This window comes from Roseibium sp. M-1, assembly GCF_054515675.1.
This window is the reverse complement of the sequence record NZ_CM137257.1, coordinates 2,275,817-2,289,651: the sequence shown is the minus strand read 5'-3', so window position 1 is coordinate 2,289,651 and position 13,835 is coordinate 2,275,817. Positions and strand designations below refer to the sequence as shown.

The 13,835-nt window shown below is 61.0% G+C and carries 17 protein-coding genes; 7 read left to right on the top strand and 10 right to left on the bottom strand.

The annotated features are described in order from the left end of the window. Window positions 1-49: 49 nt before the first annotated feature. Window positions 50-1,375 carry an NAD(P)/FAD-dependent oxidoreductase gene (locus tag ACX3M4_RS10370; RefSeq protein ID WP_459358502.1) on the top strand — a complete coding sequence of 442 codons (1,326 nt, stop codon included), beginning with the start codon at window positions 50-52 and terminating at the stop codon, window positions 1,373-1,375. A gap of 1 nt (window position 1,376) precedes the next feature. Then, window positions 1,377-2,699: an NAD(P)/FAD-dependent oxidoreductase gene (locus ACX3M4_RS10365; protein WP_459358501.1), complete on the top strand. Its 1,323-nt coding sequence runs from the start codon at window positions 1,377-1,379 to the stop codon at window positions 2,697-2,699. A gap of 40 nt (window positions 2,700-2,739) precedes the next feature. Here the strand turns inward: ACX3M4_RS10365 and ACX3M4_RS10360 are convergent, their stop codons facing one another. After that, on the bottom strand, window positions 2,740-3,135 hold the full coding sequence (locus ACX3M4_RS10360) for a hypothetical protein (protein ID WP_459358500.1): 396 nt from the start codon (window positions 3,133-3,135) through the stop codon (window positions 2,740-2,742). A 184-nt stretch (window positions 3,136-3,319) separates the two neighbouring features. On the opposite strand from ACX3M4_RS10360, the gene ACX3M4_RS10355 reads away from it, so the two are divergent. Then, window positions 3,320-3,946, top strand: coding sequence for a GNAT family N-acetyltransferase (locus tag ACX3M4_RS10355; RefSeq protein WP_459358499.1), 627 nt, complete (start codon window positions 3,320-3,322; stop codon window positions 3,944-3,946). 117 nt (window positions 3,947-4,063) lie between these two features. Continuing rightward, window positions 4,064-4,579 (top strand): ClbS/DfsB family four-helix bundle protein, encoded by a 516-nt coding sequence (locus ACX3M4_RS10350; protein ID WP_459358498.1) that lies wholly within the window; start codon window positions 4,064-4,066, stop codon window positions 4,577-4,579. On the opposite strand, the gene ACX3M4_RS10345 is transcribed toward ACX3M4_RS10350, so the two are convergent. The 5 genes from ACX3M4_RS10345 to ACX3M4_RS10325 form a co-directional block, all read right to left on the bottom strand. Further along, complete coding sequence (locus ACX3M4_RS10345; RefSeq protein WP_459358497.1) at window positions 4,576-5,289, bottom strand: GNAT family N-acetyltransferase; 714 nt, start codon at window positions 5,287-5,289, stop codon at window positions 4,576-4,578. The genes ACX3M4_RS10350 and ACX3M4_RS10345 overlap by 4 nt on opposite strands. Beyond that, complete coding sequence (locus ACX3M4_RS10340) at window positions 5,270-5,590, bottom strand: antibiotic biosynthesis monooxygenase (RefSeq protein ID WP_459358496.1); 321 nt, start codon at window positions 5,588-5,590, stop codon at window positions 5,270-5,272. Before ACX3M4_RS10340 ends, ACX3M4_RS10345 begins: the two co-directional genes overlap by 20 nt. Beyond that, window positions 5,587-6,120 carry a MarR family winged helix-turn-helix transcriptional regulator gene (locus ACX3M4_RS10335; RefSeq protein ID WP_459358495.1) on the bottom strand — a complete coding sequence of 178 codons (534 nt, stop codon included), beginning with the start codon at window positions 6,118-6,120 and terminating at the stop codon, window positions 5,587-5,589. The genes ACX3M4_RS10340 and ACX3M4_RS10335 overlap by 4 nt, the downstream gene beginning before the upstream one ends. A gap of 164 nt (window positions 6,121-6,284) precedes the next feature. Continuing rightward, the gene (locus ACX3M4_RS10330; protein ID WP_459358494.1) at window positions 6,285-7,283 is read right to left on the bottom strand and encodes a DnaJ C-terminal domain-containing protein; all 999 of its coding nucleotides are present in this window, start codon (window positions 7,281-7,283) and stop codon (window positions 6,285-6,287) included. Between the two features lie 210 nt (window positions 7,284-7,493). Beyond that, window positions 7,494-7,973, bottom strand: coding sequence for an RT0821/Lpp0805 family surface protein (locus tag ACX3M4_RS10325; RefSeq protein ID WP_459358493.1), 480 nt, complete (start codon window positions 7,971-7,973; stop codon window positions 7,494-7,496). Between the two features lie 81 nt (window positions 7,974-8,054). On the opposite strand from ACX3M4_RS10325, the gene pdxH reads away from it, so the two are divergent. After that, window positions 8,055-8,690, top strand: a complete 636-nt coding sequence (gene pdxH, locus ACX3M4_RS10320; protein WP_459358492.1) for a pyridoxamine 5'-phosphate oxidase — start codon at window positions 8,055-8,057, stop codon at window positions 8,688-8,690. 10 nt (window positions 8,691-8,700) lie between these two features. Here the strand turns inward: pdxH and ACX3M4_RS10315 are convergent, their stop codons facing one another. The 3 genes from ACX3M4_RS10315 to ACX3M4_RS10305 all read right to left on the bottom strand — a co-directional run bounded on the left by ACX3M4_RS10315 (window position 8,701) and on the right by ACX3M4_RS10305 (window position 10,700). Then, the gene (locus tag ACX3M4_RS10315; RefSeq protein ID WP_459358491.1) at window positions 8,701-9,675 is read right to left on the bottom strand and encodes a magnesium transporter CorA family protein; all 975 of its coding nucleotides are present in this window, start codon (window positions 9,673-9,675) and stop codon (window positions 8,701-8,703) included. A gap of 163 nt (window positions 9,676-9,838) precedes the next feature. After that, window positions 9,839-9,982, bottom strand: coding sequence for a hypothetical protein (locus ACX3M4_RS10310; protein ID WP_459358490.1), 144 nt, complete (start codon window positions 9,980-9,982; stop codon window positions 9,839-9,841). A gap of 280 nt (window positions 9,983-10,262) precedes the next feature. Further along, window positions 10,263-10,700 carry a hypothetical protein gene (locus ACX3M4_RS10305; protein ID WP_459358489.1) on the bottom strand — a complete coding sequence of 146 codons (438 nt, stop codon included), beginning with the start codon at window positions 10,698-10,700 and terminating at the stop codon, window positions 10,263-10,265. A gap of 190 nt (window positions 10,701-10,890) precedes the next feature. Here ACX3M4_RS10305 and ACX3M4_RS10300 point away from each other — a divergent pair, with 190 nt between their 5' ends. Next, the gene (locus tag ACX3M4_RS10300; protein ID WP_459358488.1) at window positions 10,891-11,868 is read left to right on the top strand and encodes a DUF1499 domain-containing protein; all 978 of its coding nucleotides are present in this window, start codon (window positions 10,891-10,893) and stop codon (window positions 11,866-11,868) included. Between the two features lie 95 nt (window positions 11,869-11,963). Here the strand turns inward: ACX3M4_RS10300 and ACX3M4_RS10295 are convergent, their stop codons facing one another. Next, entirely contained in the window at window positions 11,964-12,872 is a 909-nt protein-coding gene (locus ACX3M4_RS10295) for an MBL fold metallo-hydrolase (protein ID WP_459358487.1), read from the bottom strand. A gap of 389 nt (window positions 12,873-13,261) precedes the next feature. Here ACX3M4_RS10295 and ACX3M4_RS10290 point away from each other — a divergent pair, with 389 nt between their 5' ends. After that, a complete protein-coding gene (locus ACX3M4_RS10290; protein ID WP_459358486.1) occupies window positions 13,262-13,741 on the top strand; it encodes an SRPBCC family protein in 480 nt (159 codons plus the stop codon). Window positions 13,742-13,835 lie beyond the last annotated feature (94 nt).

Below are 13,835 nucleotides of genomic sequence, written 5' to 3'. Positions count from 1 at the left end.
AATCCCGGTCCCGGATTTTCATGTTGATAAGAGGAGCCTGGCTTCCGACATGCTGACTGCGCTTGATCTCCTGACAGCTAATGACACGCCTGGTCAGCACGCTCCCTCCTACTACGCCGCGACCGCCACGCGTCAGACCGCTTATCCGGTGCAGGAAGGCGCACAAAGCTGCAGTGTCTGTGTGATCGGCGGCGGTTATACGGGCCTCTCCGCTGCCCTGCATCTGGCCGAACGCGGCATTGATGTCATTCTGCTGGAGGCCAACCGGATCGGTTGGGGGGCTTCGGGGCGCAATGGCGGCCAGGTCGGCTCGGGCCAGCGCATGGACCAGCACGTACTGGAGGAACGGCACGGCAAGTCCCACGCCAGATTGCTGTGGGATCTTGCTGAAGATTCCAAGGCGCTGGTCAAGCATCTGATCGCAAAACACCAGATCGCCTGTGATTATACGCCAGGTGTTCTGCATGCCGATCATCGCAATAGCTTTGTCGAGGAAAGCCGGGACTATGTCGAGCATCTGCGGCTCGTCTACGGCTACGAGGACATCCGTTTCGTCGCGCCGGACGAGATCGGCGATCTCGTCGGCAGCCCGCGTTATTACGGCGGATCCCTGGACATGGGGGCAGGGCATCTGCACCCGCTCAACTTCGCACTCGGCCTTGGTGCAGCGGCGGAGGCCGCTGGCGCCAGGATCTTCGAGGAAACCAAGGTCACCGCACTCGACGGCAAGGGCACGGGACGGCTTGACGTGAAGACGGAGCACGGCGAAGTGCGGGCGGATCATGTCATCCTCGCCTGCAACGGCTATCTCGGCCGTCTTGACCGCGAGACGGCAGCCCATGTCATGCCGATCAACAACTTCATCGTCGCGACCGAACCCTTTTCGGAGGATGAAGCGAAGAAGATCATCCGCGACAATGTCGCCGTCGCCGACAGCAAGTTCGTGATCAACTATTTCCGCCTTTCCGCCGACCGGCGCCTGCTCTTCGGCGGTGGTGAGAACTACGGCTATCGCTTCCCGGAGGACATCAAGACCTTCGTGCGCGAACCTATGCTTGAGATCTTCCCGCAGCTTGAAGATGTCGGCATCGACTATGGCTGGGGTGGCACACTTGCAATTACGCCGAAACGCATGCCCTATTTTTCAAGGCCGGCCCCCAACATGCTGACGGCCGGCGGCTATTCCGGGCACGGCGTTGCCATGGCAACACTGGGCGGTCAGGTCATGGCCGAGGCGGTGGCGGGCACCGCCGGACGCTTTGAGGTGTTCGAGCGGCTGAACGTTCCGGCCTTCCCGGGCGGCGACCGGTTGCGCTTTCCGCTCCTCGTGCTGGCGATGACCTGGTTCTCGCTCAGGGACAAACTCGGGATCTGAGATGCTGCAAACCCGCCCAGACACGCGCCGGACCGTCGGCAGCTATTGGGAAGCCAGTATCCCGCAGCCGAAACTGGACCGGCAGCTGATCGGCAATGCCCTCTTTGACGTCGCCGTCATCGGCGCGGGCTTCGCGGGGCTCAGCGCCGCGCTGCGTCTCGCGCAGGCCGGTGTGTCGGTCTGCGTGCTGGAGGCCGAGCATGTCGGTTATGGCGCATCCGGCCGCAATGGCGGGTTCTGCTGTATGGGCGGCACCAAGCTGGACGAGCATCAGCTCATCCGCAAGTTCGGTCTGGAAGAAGCCCGCCGTTTCGTTGCCTATCAGGTGGCCGGCGTCAATCTTGTCGCTTCGCGCCTTGAAAGCTGGGGTGTCGATGCCAGCCGCCATTCCGATGGCGAAATCTACCTGGCGCACAGGCCGAAAGACTTTGCGGGTTTCCAGGCCCAGGCTACCTTCCTGAAGGAGACCTTCGGCGTCAAGGCGAGGGTAATGGCAAAGGGCGATCTGGAGGCGGAAGGTTACGGCGGCCCCAATTTCCACGGCGGCTTGCGTATTCCTTACGGCTTTGCGCTCAATCCGATGGCCTATGTCCAGGCGCTCGCGGACCAGGTGCGCCGGACAGGCGGCAAGGTCTTCGGCAAATCGCCGGTGACCGGCCTGACGCGGGATGGTGATCGCTGGCATCTTGAAACCGAGCACGGTTTTGTCCGCGCCAGAAAAGTGGTTCTGGCCGGTAACGGTTATGCCCGGGAGGATGTGCCCAAATGGCTGCATGGCCGCACGCTGCCGGTCATGTCGTCGATCCAGGTCACGCGGCCTCTCACCGACGATGAACTGTCAGCCCAGGGCTGGACCACGGACACGATGGCCTCGGACACCAGGGTGCTGTTGCATTATTTCCGGCTGCTGCCGGACCGGCGCTTCCTGTTCGGTACGCGAGGCGGGGTTTTCGAGAACGCGGCGTCGCTCGCAGCCATTCAGAAAAGTGCCCGTTCCGATTTCGAGACCATGTTTCCTGCCTGGGCCGGGATCGAAGCCGAATACAGCTGGTATGGTCACGTTTGCCTGGCCAGGGCGCTGACACCCTTTGTCGGTCAGGTGCCTGGTCTCGACGGTGTCTACGCAGCCATGGGCTGGCACGGCAGCGGCATAGCGATGGCCTCGATATCGGGCGAGAAGATTGCCGGTCTTATCCTTGGCAAGCTGAAGCCCGAAGACCTGCCCGCGCCGCTGCGCCGGCCGTTTCACAAGTTTCCTTTGCCGGCCCTGCGCAAGCTTTACCTGCAGGGTGCCTATTGGTGGTACGGCTGGAAGGACAGGTAAGAACGGGCGGCGCACGTGTCCGTTGCCGCCCGGCCTTTGGTTACTTGACCTGGATCACGTATTTGTTGACCACGTGGCGGATATCGGCGGCGCCTGACGTATACATGTTCATGACGAACCCGGCCTTGAAGACGTCCTCGCCCTTGTAGCCCTTGTCAGGCTGGTAGATGACAAGCATGCCTTTGACCGTCTTGCCCGCGCAGCGGCCGGCACCTTCGCCAAGTTTCCTGGTGATGAGCTTGAAACTGACCTTACCGTGCTTCGGTTCCTGCTTGACCTTGAATTCAGGTATCATCCCGGCCGAGCAGTCCGGCCCGTAAATTGCGCCGGACCCAACCACGGTCGCCTTGTTGGGCGGAACGGTTGCGCGAACGGTTTCGGCCATTGCGGTTGTGGAAACAAAAAGGGCAATCAGTAGCCCCGGAACAAAACGCATTTTAAACCCCTGTAAAAATTGCCAGAGGTCCTTATCCGTCTCCTGCGGTGTATGCAATATGACAGGTGGTAGAGCATGCTTTCCGGCACGCGTGTGTTGCAATTTTGCCTGAATGCCTGCCGCTTGATTACAAGCGCCGCGTCTGCTTGTTTCTTGCGAAACCGGGGATGAGAAAAGGCGGGCCATGAGCGACACCATCGTAATTCGCAAAGCAGACCTTCGCGACCTGGACGCGGTCTACGAGATTTGCCTGCAAACGGGAGACGCGGGCCGGGATGCCTCGGGGCTCTATGACGATCCGAGACTGATCGGGCATATCTACGCCGGCCCCTATGTCGCGTTGCCGGGCCTGATCAGTTTTGTTGCGGAAGACGGAATGGGCCTTGTCGGCTACGCTGTTGGCGCGGCCAACACTGCGGCTTATGAACGCCGTCTTGAAGTGGACTGGTGGCCCGTGCTTCGCAGGCGCTATGCCAGGCCATCCGGCTCATCCGGGGACTGGACGCAGGACGAGCGCAGGATCGCTTCGATCCACCGCCCGTCCAGCGTACCGGCGGACGTCGTCGCCCGTTTTCCTGCACATATTCACATGAACCTTCTGCCACGGGCGCGAGGCCGGGGACTCGGCTCCGGGTTGCTCGAGGCCTGGGTTGATGACGCCCGAGACAAGGGAGTTGCAGCGGTCCATGCAGGCGTCAGCGCCGTCAACTCGGACGGACTGGCCTTCTGGACAGCGCGCGGATTTCTGCCCGTGAAGACCCAGCCGGATGGCGGAACGTCAGGCACCATCTGGTGCGGCAAGGTTCTTTGACCGGCATTGCCATGGGTCAAGGTGGGCGATCCTTCAAAAGTGCAATCATGACGCGGTCGGGGCAATGGCCTCCGCCGGGAAATTCTGTACGGGCGGAAGCTTTCGCGGGAGAACGGAATGGCGGCAAAAAACAAGCAGGAACTGCTTGCGATCACGGCAAAGGAATACGGCAAGCTTCAGTCGCTCCTGGACGAACTGCCGGCCATGCTGCGACTTGAAAAGGATGCCGACGGCATCTCGCCCAAGGACATAATCGGCCACAGGGCGCATTGGATCGATCTGTTTCTGGGCTGGTACCGGGATGGTCAGGCTGGCCGGGAAGTGTACCTTCCGGCCAAGGGCTACAAATGGAACGAGACGGCTCGCTACAACGCGGAGCTCAGACAGAAACAGGCCGGGCTATCCTGGCGGTCCGCGCGGTCACTTTTCGAAAGCAATCATGCCGACCTTGTCGCTCTCATGGAAAGCCTCAGCGAAGAAGATCTCTATGGCGGTCCCATGAAAGGGTCGAACAACGCCTGGACCACGGGACGCTGGGCGGAGGCCGCCGGTCCGAGCCATTGCCGTTCGGCGGCAAAGTACCTGCGCCAGCGCATGAGGGTCTATTCCGGTGCTGTTAGACAGCAGCTCTAACCACGGCGCCTGACCACCGCGACATTGACCTCCCGCCAGATCTCGAAGCCGAGCTTGCGGTAAAGTGCGATCGCGCCGTGATTGTCCGCATAAGCGTGCAGGAACGGCGTGTCACCCCGCGCCCGGATCGTTGCCGCCACATGCAGCGAGAGGCTGGAGGCGAGACCCAGGCCACGGAAATCGGGATGTGTGCAGATGCCGCTGATTTCGGTAAAGCCCGGCAGGTTCAGCCGCGTGCCCGCCATGGCGGCAAGCCGGCCATCGCGCTTGACGCCAAAGAAGGTCCCGAGTTCCGGCGTCCTGGCGGTGAAGGGACCCGGTTTTGTCAGTTCCGCCAGCGCAACCATCTCGGGGACATCAGCCTGGTCCAGAGGCAGGATACCTGCTGCGGGTGAGGGATCCAGCTGCGGATCGATCTCGGTCATCAGGACGCCGAGAGCTGTAACGCTTGCCTCCAGCGCGTCCGGCAAGGCGACATCCTCTGCCTGCAGCAAATAAACATGATCTCCCTCCGCACCGATCAGACGACTAAGCGCGGCGAGGGCTTCCGGGGAATTGTCCCGCGTTGCCGCAAAGGGCGAGATCGCCGGATCGAAGCGGCGGGCAAGGGCGTCGCCCTTTGACAAGGGTTCCTGCCGGGTGGTCAACGCGGACCACACAGCACGGTTCAGCCAATGCGTTCCCTGCGCCTCAGTCATAGGTGCGTTCATGGACTTGCTCATAATGTTGCGAGATCTCGTCCCAGCGCTTCAACACCTTCCGGGCGGCGTCGGGCACATAGCAGCGGGCAAAGTCCGGGCCCTGAAAGGCGATGATGTCGTCCAGCGAGCGGAACCGCATGATCGTCACGAATTCGACCTCGGATTCCTGCTCGCGCCGGAGCACCTCGATGCCGAGATAGCCGGGAATGACCTTCGCCTCGATCCCCGGAATGACCTGTGTCGTGAGAACGTGAAAATAGCTGTCCGCCAATTCCGGCGTCGTCCAGCCGTGCCAGATGCGCTTGATCATCGGGTCTCCTCCCGTGAAACCGGCACCAGAGTGTTCCAGTCGGGCAGGGGCGGACCGGGATGCCGGCCGGTCAGCGGAATTTCCGCAAGCGCGGTTTCCAGGGCGTCCAGCTGCTGCAGCAAAGGACCGTCCAGCTGTTCGCAAATGTCCGCGACGGCCAGGGTGACGGCAGGCCAGAGAGACGCCTTCAGATGGGCAACAAGGTCTTCGCCCTTTTCGGTAAGCGCAATGGTGCTGACGCGCCGGTCGCCTTCCATCACGTTCGCCGCGACAAGCCCGTTCGCCTTCATCCTGTTGATCATCCTTGTGACGCCAGGCTGGCTCTGGCCGAGGGCCCTGGCGAGATCGCCGATGCTCAGTGCGCCTTCCCGGTCGAGCGTCGCCAGCACCGGATTGTGCGGTGTCGGCAGATCCGTGCCGGCAAGACCTGCGGCAAGTTCCTGTGTCTGCGCCTGCAGCTTTTCCCCGATCCGCTTCAGCCGGCTGCCAAGCGTGGCGTAGCCGAGCGCGCGGACGACATCTTCAACCATGACAGGCTCCCATTGCATAACTAGATATATAACAAGTTATATGAATGAGCAAGCTGCTGTCCTGATATTGGGAAGACGGTATTCCTGGGGACGCGCGCAAGAACCGGTTTGCTATGTGAGGCCGGCGGTATGCCGGCCGCACGAAGCGCAATCTCCAGGGAGACTTAGTCGAATTCCGGTCCGCGTGCCCGGTAAGGTGTAATTTCCTTCCAGGCCTTCATCAGGGTGTCCAGTTCGTCGTCGCCATGGGGCGGCATGACGATCTGGAGTTTGACCAGCAGGTCGCCATGGCCACCTTCCCTGGTCGGCAGGCCCTTGCCCTTGAGGCGCATGGTCTTGCCGCTGGAAGCGTTGGCCGGGATCGTCAGGTTGACGGCACCCGACAGGGTCGGCGTGCGCACCTTGGCGCCGAGGACGGCTTCATAAAGCGTCAGCGGCAGGTCAAGGTGAAGGTCCGAGCCCTTGACCTCGAAAAGCTTGTGCGGCTTGAAGCGGATGTCCACCATGGCATCGCCCGCCGGGCCGCCATTGGGGCTCGGATGACCCTGCCCCTTCAGCCGGATCTTCTCGCCTTCTGTCACTCCCTTGGGCAGGGTGACGTTGACGGTCTTTCCGCCCGGCAGCGTCACCTGGGTCTTGCCGGAATTGACGATTTCTTCAAGCGATACGCGCGCCACCAGCTCAGCATTGGCGCCTTGCGTCTTTGGCTGAGCCCGGGTGCCGGCACCGGCGCCGGCACCCGGGCCGGTGCCTGCACCACCCCGGCTGCGGCCGCCGCCGAAACTGCCGAAAATATCGTTCAGGATGTCGTCGAAGCCACCGCCGCCGCCACCGGGGTTGCCGCCGCCAGGCCGGAAGCCGCGCGCACCGCCCCGGGTGCCAGCTCCGCCGAAATCCTCAAACCCCGAAAAACCCTCGAAGCCCTGCGAATGGAAGCGCGGTTTGCCTTCGGCATCGATTTCGCCGCGGTCGAACTTGCCGCGTTTTTCCTTGTCTCCGACGATCTCGTAGGCCTGATTTGCCTCGGCAAAGCGCCGGGCGGCCGTCGGGTCGTCCTTGTTCTGGTCCGGATGATATTTTTTGGCCAGTTTCCGGAAGGCCTTCTTGATGTCGCCCTCGCTGGCGGATTTCGCCACCCCGAGAACACTGTAGGGATCACGCATTCGTCTCACCAGGTTCCTGTAGATTTCCGGCCGTCGACCCTGCGCGCGCCTGCCTCGATGCGCCTGCCTTGATGCGGTTCGCCGAAGCGCGCGGCCCTGCGGGGCCTGTTCCGACCGGAGTTACCTTCCATATCGGGACGGAAAGGAAAAAATTCCAGACCTCCCGGCTGCGAAGATGTTTATCCGGTTTTATCGGGTTTTGGCTGAGGTTCAAGCGTCTACGACGGTGAGGGCGGTCACGGCAAAGCGTTGCGTGATGTCGCGGCAGGCAGTGCCGGAATAAAGCTTGATGCCGGCGATGGTGTTGGCCGTGGTCTTGAAGTTGAGACAGCCGGTTTCGTTCAAAACCGCCGCGTCGATTTGAGCCAGCGTACCGGAGTTGCCGCTGATGGAATTCAGCCACGAAAGTGTCACCCCGTCCGCTGATTTTCCTGCTGCCAGATCCTGGCCGAACAGGTCGAGGTTCTGCGCGATGATGCTGCGGTCGTCCTCGTTGATATCCGCATAGGCGACGTCGGTCGCCGAGGGGATCGATCCCGTCAGGACGGTCGGCGAATCGAGGTTGTTGCTGCCCATCTCCATGGTCACCTGGCTGCAACCGCCCAAGGTTGTGCCCAGGGCCGCGCCAAGGGTCAGGAGGATTGCCACGAAGGGGTGGATCTTGATGTGTCCGGCAGTATATGAACGCATACGATACATCTTGAGACAGACCTCCGGCCGGGCGGCTTCCCGCCGGTCACGCAGGCTGCCGGTTCCTTCGACAGGGTGACGATGACAGACCTTAAAGATCCTCCCCAAGAGTTAACAAAAGGTGACTTTACTGAGGTAGTGAAGCCATTTGAGCTTTTTGCAGAATGGCTTGTGGACGCGAGGGCATCAGAGCCCAACGACCCCAATGCCTTGGCGCTCGCCACCGTTGACGAGACCGGCCTTCCGAATGTGCGGATGGTGCTCCTGAAGGATTTCGACGAGCGCGGCTTCGTGTTTTACACAAATTTCGAAAGCGCCAAGGGGCAGGAGCTTCTCACCGCCGGAAAGGCTGCGATGTGCTTCCACTGGAAGTCGCTGCGACGCCAGGTCCGTATCCGCGGTGCGGTCGAGGTGGTCAGCACGGCGGAGGCGGACGAGTACTACCAGTCCAGGCCGCGTGGCAGCCGCATCGGCGCCTGGGCGTCGAAGCAGTCGCGCCCGTTGGAAAGCCGTTTCGCGCTGGAAAAGGAAGTCGCCAGATACACGGCAAAATTCGGCATCAGCGAGATCCCGCGTCCCGAACACTGGTCTGGGTTCCGGCTGGTGCCGACCTCGATCGAATTCTGGCACGACAGGCCCTTCCGGCTGCATGACCGGGTCCAGTTCACCCGCACAGTGCCGGAGGAAGCCTGGTCGAAGCTGCGGCTTTATCCATGAGGCAGTTGCCTTAGAGCAGCCGTTTCCAGCGGAAGAACAGGAAGGTTGCAACGACCGAGACCAGCATCAGGCCGATGGAAAACAGAAAACCCTGCTGCCAGTCCAGTTCCGGCATGTTCCGGAAATTCATGCCATAGATCGATGCAATCAGGGTCGGCGGCAGGAAGATCACGCCCAGAACCGTGAAGATCTTGGAAATCTGATTCTGTTCCAGGGTCACAAGACCAACGGTCGCATCGAGCAGGAACGCCAGCTTGTTGTCCAGCGCATCGCCATGTTCCTTGATGGAATGGATATCGCGACTGAAGATCTTGCAATCGTTGGTCTGGTCCTCGGTAAGGTTCAGCCGTTTGGCATGCGTGCCGAGGTAAAGCAGCATCCGGGCGAGGCTGGTGCAAACGTCATGCATCTTGGAGACAAGCAGGCCGATCTGTCCGAGCCGCTTGATGGCGATCTGGTAACTCGCGGTCTTGCGCGTATTGAGCCCGTCCCCAAAAACCTCCACCGCAAGTTCGTCGTAACGCGCGGAGGCTGCTTCCATCTCGTCGGCGCAGCGGTCGACGATGATGTCGAGCATGGCAAAGAGCACGGCGGGACCGCGATGGGCGATACTGGCATCCGCCTGCACCTTCCGTGACAGGATGGCGATGGATTTCGGTTCGCCGTAGCGAACCGTCACCAGCCGCTTGGAATTGAGAACGAAGGTTACTGAAGAAAGGGTCGGGTCGATCGTTCGCGTGGCGATCGGCATCTGCGCCGTCATCACCACCGCACCCGGTTCCAGGTAGAGCCGCTCAGAGGTTTCGATGGAGGCGATTTCTTCCCGGGTCGGAATCTCCGCACCCATGAGTTTTTCCGCAGCTTTTTGCTCATCCTGAGTCGGCGAGACAAGATCTATCCAGATCGAGGTCGCCGGCAGCGCGGCGTCCGGCGAAAGCTCAATCCGTTCCAGACCTTTGACCGAAGGGCAATAGGCTATGATCATCTGGGCACTCTCCGCGGGGACACGCAACGTGCCCGAACGGCGGCAGTTTGCCCAACAGACCGGGTCTCGGCAACCGTGCACCGAACGCGGGACCCGCCGAAGAGGACCGGAAATGCGACCGGCCCGTCGGCGGCTCAGTAAACGTCTTCGGTTCGAAGACGGTTTACTTGGACTTCTTGTTCAACGTGCCGGAATTCTTGCAGAGCGCGGCTGCGTTCAGCGCGGCAATTCCGACCGGCTTGTAGAGGTTTACGAGTTTCGCGCCGGCATTCTGGGTTGCGGCCGGGCGGGGTGCTTGCTCAGGCATCGGTTTCGTCCGTTTTATCATACTATTGCCCACTCTGGTTTGGTGGTTTCGCGGGCGCTGTGCATTTGGTATCCAATTGCGGCAAACGGAGGGCAAACCCTCGGTCCTGCTGACAGTTTTTTGCATTGGACGGAATAAGCATGCGCTTATTGGCGGATTTCGGCCAGTCAAAAACAATAACAGGATGTAACGAAACAGGCGCGGAATTGAAGTATAGTGGTAACCAATTCTTTACCAATCGAAGCACGCTTCCGTTTGCGTAAGCAAAGTTCCCGGAAAGTTATATGAAATAACTTCTGTGGTTCCGGAGCTGCAGACCGAAAAAGGCGCGGAAGATCCCGTTCAGCGTTCGCGCGATAACGAGCAATATCGTGGCGGCACAGATCCCCAGACCGGCGAGCATAAGTGCCGGCGACAGGGAGAGCCCGGCAAGGATCAGCAGGCTGCCGCTGGCCAGTCCGATCACCAGCAGGGCAATGGTGGTGCGCAGATAATGGTAGTGCGCCCGCAGCCAGCGTCCGTCCGTATCCGCAAAGGCGATGGCAAATCCGAGGGCGGCGGGCGAGAGAAAAAGCGACAGCACCAGACAGTGGCAAAGACAGATATTGGCGGCGCTTGCCCGCAAGATCGTTCGCGGTCCCAATTCCCGCTCCCGATCTGCATCGGCAGTCCGTTGGCCAAGATCGTCCGCCGGCCGGTTGAAATGCATGCCGGTCATGCCCCACCCCTAATGGTCACCGTCGTTTTCAGTGGTCCTCGCTCATTCAACTTTGTGCCTGCCCTGACATGAATTTAGGCTGGGGCGGTTGCGGAAGTGAAGTTCATTTTTGACAATTTGACGGTAAACGAAGAAACAATCACTTGGGCACTACCGTTACAGAGCCTCGTATATTGCAAGTTGGGACGGAATGAAGCGCTACGCCGCCTATCGAACAGCCTCGGCACCTGCGAGCCGCAAGACCGGCGCCCTAGCGCTGGCGCTGGCTGTTGTGGCTTCGCTGGCGATGCGCTTCGGTCTGGTCGGCTCCGATATCTTTCTGCTGTCGCTGACGGCTGCCGCACTGATCGCGTTTCTCTCTCTCGTTTTGAGTCTGTTCGGGCTGCACCGTATCTGGACCTATGGCGGGCCCGGGGTCCCCGCGGCACTGACCGGGGCGTTCCTGGCCGTGCTGGCGCTGGTGCCTCCCGGATTGATTGTCTCGGTGCTGGTCACGAACGGGGGCTCCGGCGATCTGTCCACGAACCGTCTCGATCCGCCGGAGTTGAAGCTGGAAACTGTTGCGGGCGAAGAGCCGTTCCTGACCTGGCTCAACACCGCGGTGAGCGAGCACGTTCAGCCGGCGGTGACGGTTTTGGCCGGAAACAAGGCAAACACGGCGGGTGTTGGCCTTCTCGACCCGGACATCGTGCCGCGCCGGTACCGGATATCCACCGCCCAGCTGCATGCCGCCGGTGCCAAGGCGCTGGAATCCCTGAATTGGAAGGTGGTGGACGAACTGCCGCCCGATCTGCTGGACGCCCAGACCCATCTCCAGGCGGAGGGGATTTCACGCATTCTGGGACTGAAACACGACATCGTCCTGCGCATCCGTCCCGATCCCGTCGGTGCGCTGCTTGATGTCCGCTCAAGGTCGCGCGCACCGCTGCCGGACCTCAGCGACGACGCCGACCGTATCCGCATCGTGCTTGCGGAAATCGACCGCGTGCTTCTTGAAACCTATGGCGATCTTGCACGCCTCTCCGTCGAAGAGACTCTGGAAGAGGACGAGCTGACGGTCGAGACCCCGCAAGAACCGCGCGAAACGATCCCGCTTCCGGGCTTCAAACCCTATGTCGAGGATGAGGACGCGCCGGTCGCCGACGATCTGACCGATCTGGAAGGCTAGATCAGCGGACGCACAACCGGAATCCGTTGAGCGTCCAAAAGCTGATCGATCTTAAAGTGGTAGAGCATCGTGCGTTCTCCTGAACGCACGATGCTTTAGTCCGCCTCCACGAGTGAAAATTTCGATGTGAGCGACAGGCCCGGTTCCGCCGAGACGAAACCGCGTTCCGTCAGATCCTCAAGATGGGCAAAGACTGACATTCCGGCCGCCGGATGCAGCGCCGGATCGACCTCTGCATAGAGCTCGGCGACAATGCCGGGGATCGTCCGGGGGCCCTTTGCCAGTTCTCCCAGGATCGAGGCTTCTCGCGCCAGCCGGTGTTCTTTCAGGTCGTGGACATAACTTGCCGCCTGCCTGACGATGCCGCCGTGCCCGGGCAGGTATTCTTCTTCAGGGCGCGCCAGCAGCTTGTCGAGTGAGGCCATGTAGTCCTTCATGCTGCCGTCGGGCGGCGCGACGACGGAGGTGGCCCAGGCCATCACGTGATCGGCCGACAGAAGCAGGTTCGTGCCGCAAACCGCGAAGCAGAGGTGGTTGGCGGTGTGGCCGGGGGTGGCAATCGTCTCCAGCTCAAGGCCTGCAGCGGAAAAGAAGTCTCCGTCCGAGAGCAGCGTGTCGGGACGATGCTCCTTGTCGCCGCTGGCGTCGAGCGGATTGACCTCATCCTTGAAGAGCGCGCGCGCCGGCCGGTGCGGCCCGCAGCCAACGATCGGCGCACCGGTGCGCGCTTTCAAAAGCCGTGCGCCCGGCGAATGGTCGGCATGGGTATGGCTGACCAGGATTGCCTCGATGGGCGCACCGCGTGCGGCTTGCAGGATGGCGTCGATATGGGATCCGGAGGCAGGTCCCGGGTCGACGCAGATCAGCCGGCCGGTGCCAAGCAAGTAGGTGTTGGTGCCGTGAAAGGTGAAGGGGCCCGGATTGTTCGCCGTCAGGCGCCGGATGCCCGGGACAATTTCAACAGCTTCGCCATACTGTGGATCGAACGCCCGGTCGTGTTTCATGCAAGGTCCGTCTGTTTCATTCTTCCGGCTTGCCCACGGGCAAGGCTTCGCGTCATGTATCTGACGTTTGAATCGGCTAGTCACCCGAATCTGAAATTCGTCTCCTTTTTCAGCGTGCTCCGAACGAGTCTCAGATTCAAATAGGGTGAATAGCAAATATATGTTTCTAGTGTGGTTTTCGAAATTGAAATACGCTGCGGCGGTTGCTGTACCAGTAAGGTGTATTTCAAATTCACGACACTGGATCAGCGGATGTCCAACCGGAATCGGTTGAGCGCCCAAAAGCGGATCGTTCTTGAAGATGCTCTAGGGGAGCGCAACTTTGCCAACCCGGTCCCAACTGTGGAAGATTATGATTCAGGTTTTTTTGAAAGAGCTGGGCTGAAAACATGGTGCAAGACACGGAATGCCGCTTCGACGGCGTGCTCGCTCTGCAGCGGGACCGGGCCTTTTCGCTCTTTGTCGACCGTCTGGATCTCTGGTGGACGTCGCCTTTCCGGGAAGCGGAGGGTCAGGCGGTCGAGGGCAGCATCGAGCCTTATCCCGGCGGTAGCTGCTATGAGATCGATGCAAAGGGACAGCACAGGGTATGGGGTACGGTCCTCTCCATCGAGACACCGCTCTACATCCGCCTTGCCTGGCAGGTCAGCCAGGACGGTCAGGAAATTGCAGATCCTGCGACGGCGAGCCGCGTCATGGTCAGCTTCCGCCAGGTGGGAGAATCCACGCGTCTGGAAATCGTCCACAGCGAGTTCTTGCGCCACGGCGAAAGGGGCGGAGAATATCTGGAGCGGATGCGCGAACCTCAAGGCTGGCCAAGTATCGTGCAAAACCTGCAGAAGGCCGCACGCACACCCGGTCTGCGCTGACCGGCAAAGGAGCGTCGCCGCGCGGATGAAATCGCATTCTGTCGCTCGACTGACATGTTTTCCATGCTACGGGAAGGTTCGATCACGCTCCGAA

What these genes read in the sequence shown, in the direction of transcription:
- ACX3M4_RS10340 (WP_459358496.1), bottom strand. Translation starts at nt 5,590, where the DNA reads ATGATCAAGCGCATCTGGCACGGCTGGACGACGCCGGAATTGGCGGAC.
- pdxH (WP_459358492.1), top strand. Translation starts at nt 8,055, where the DNA reads ATGACAGACCTTAAAGATCCTCCCCAAGAGTTAACAAAAGGTGACTTT.
- ACX3M4_RS10345 (WP_459358497.1), bottom strand. Translation starts at nt 5,289, where the DNA reads ATGAACGCACCTATGACTGAGGCGCAGGGAACGCATTGGCTGAACCGT.
- ACX3M4_RS10295 (WP_459358487.1), bottom strand. Translation starts at nt 12,872, where the DNA reads ATGAAACACGACCGGGCGTTCGATCCACAGTATGGCGAAGCTGTTGAA.
- ACX3M4_RS10300 (WP_459358488.1), top strand. Translation starts at nt 10,891, where the DNA reads ATGAAGCGCTACGCCGCCTATCGAACAGCCTCGGCACCTGCGAGCCGC.
- ACX3M4_RS10355 (WP_459358499.1), top strand. Translation starts at nt 3,320, where the DNA reads ATGAGCGACACCATCGTAATTCGCAAAGCAGACCTTCGCGACCTGGAC.
- ACX3M4_RS10365 (WP_459358501.1), top strand. Translation starts at nt 1,377, where the DNA reads ATGCTGCAAACCCGCCCAGACACGCGCCGGACCGTCGGCAGCTATTGG.
- ACX3M4_RS10290 (WP_459358486.1), top strand. Translation starts at nt 13,262, where the DNA reads ATGGTGCAAGACACGGAATGCCGCTTCGACGGCGTGCTCGCTCTGCAG.
- ACX3M4_RS10350 (WP_459358498.1), top strand. Translation starts at nt 4,064, where the DNA reads ATGGCGGCAAAAAACAAGCAGGAACTGCTTGCGATCACGGCAAAGGAA.
- ACX3M4_RS10315 (WP_459358491.1), bottom strand. Translation starts at nt 9,675, where the DNA reads ATGATCATAGCCTATTGCCCTTCGGTCAAAGGTCTGGAACGGATTGAG.
- ACX3M4_RS10370 (WP_459358502.1), top strand. Translation starts at nt 50, where the DNA reads ATGCTGACTGCGCTTGATCTCCTGACAGCTAATGACACGCCTGGTCAG.
- ACX3M4_RS10335 (WP_459358495.1), bottom strand. Translation starts at nt 6,120, where the DNA reads ATGGTTGAAGATGTCGTCCGCGCGCTCGGCTACGCCACGCTTGGCAGC.
- ACX3M4_RS10330 (WP_459358494.1), bottom strand. Translation starts at nt 7,283, where the DNA reads ATGCGTGATCCCTACAGTGTTCTCGGGGTGGCGAAATCCGCCAGCGAG.
- ACX3M4_RS10310 (WP_459358490.1), bottom strand. Translation starts at nt 9,982, where the DNA reads ATGCCTGAGCAAGCACCCCGCCCGGCCGCAACCCAGAATGCCGGCGCG.
- ACX3M4_RS10305 (WP_459358489.1), bottom strand. Translation starts at nt 10,700, where the DNA reads ATGACCGGCATGCATTTCAACCGGCCGGCGGACGATCTTGGCCAACGG.
- ACX3M4_RS10325 (WP_459358493.1), bottom strand. Translation starts at nt 7,973, where the DNA reads ATGCGTTCATATACTGCCGGACACATCAAGATCCACCCCTTCGTGGCA.
- ACX3M4_RS10360 (WP_459358500.1), bottom strand. Translation starts at nt 3,135, where the DNA reads ATGCGTTTTGTTCCGGGGCTACTGATTGCCCTTTTTGTTTCCACAACC.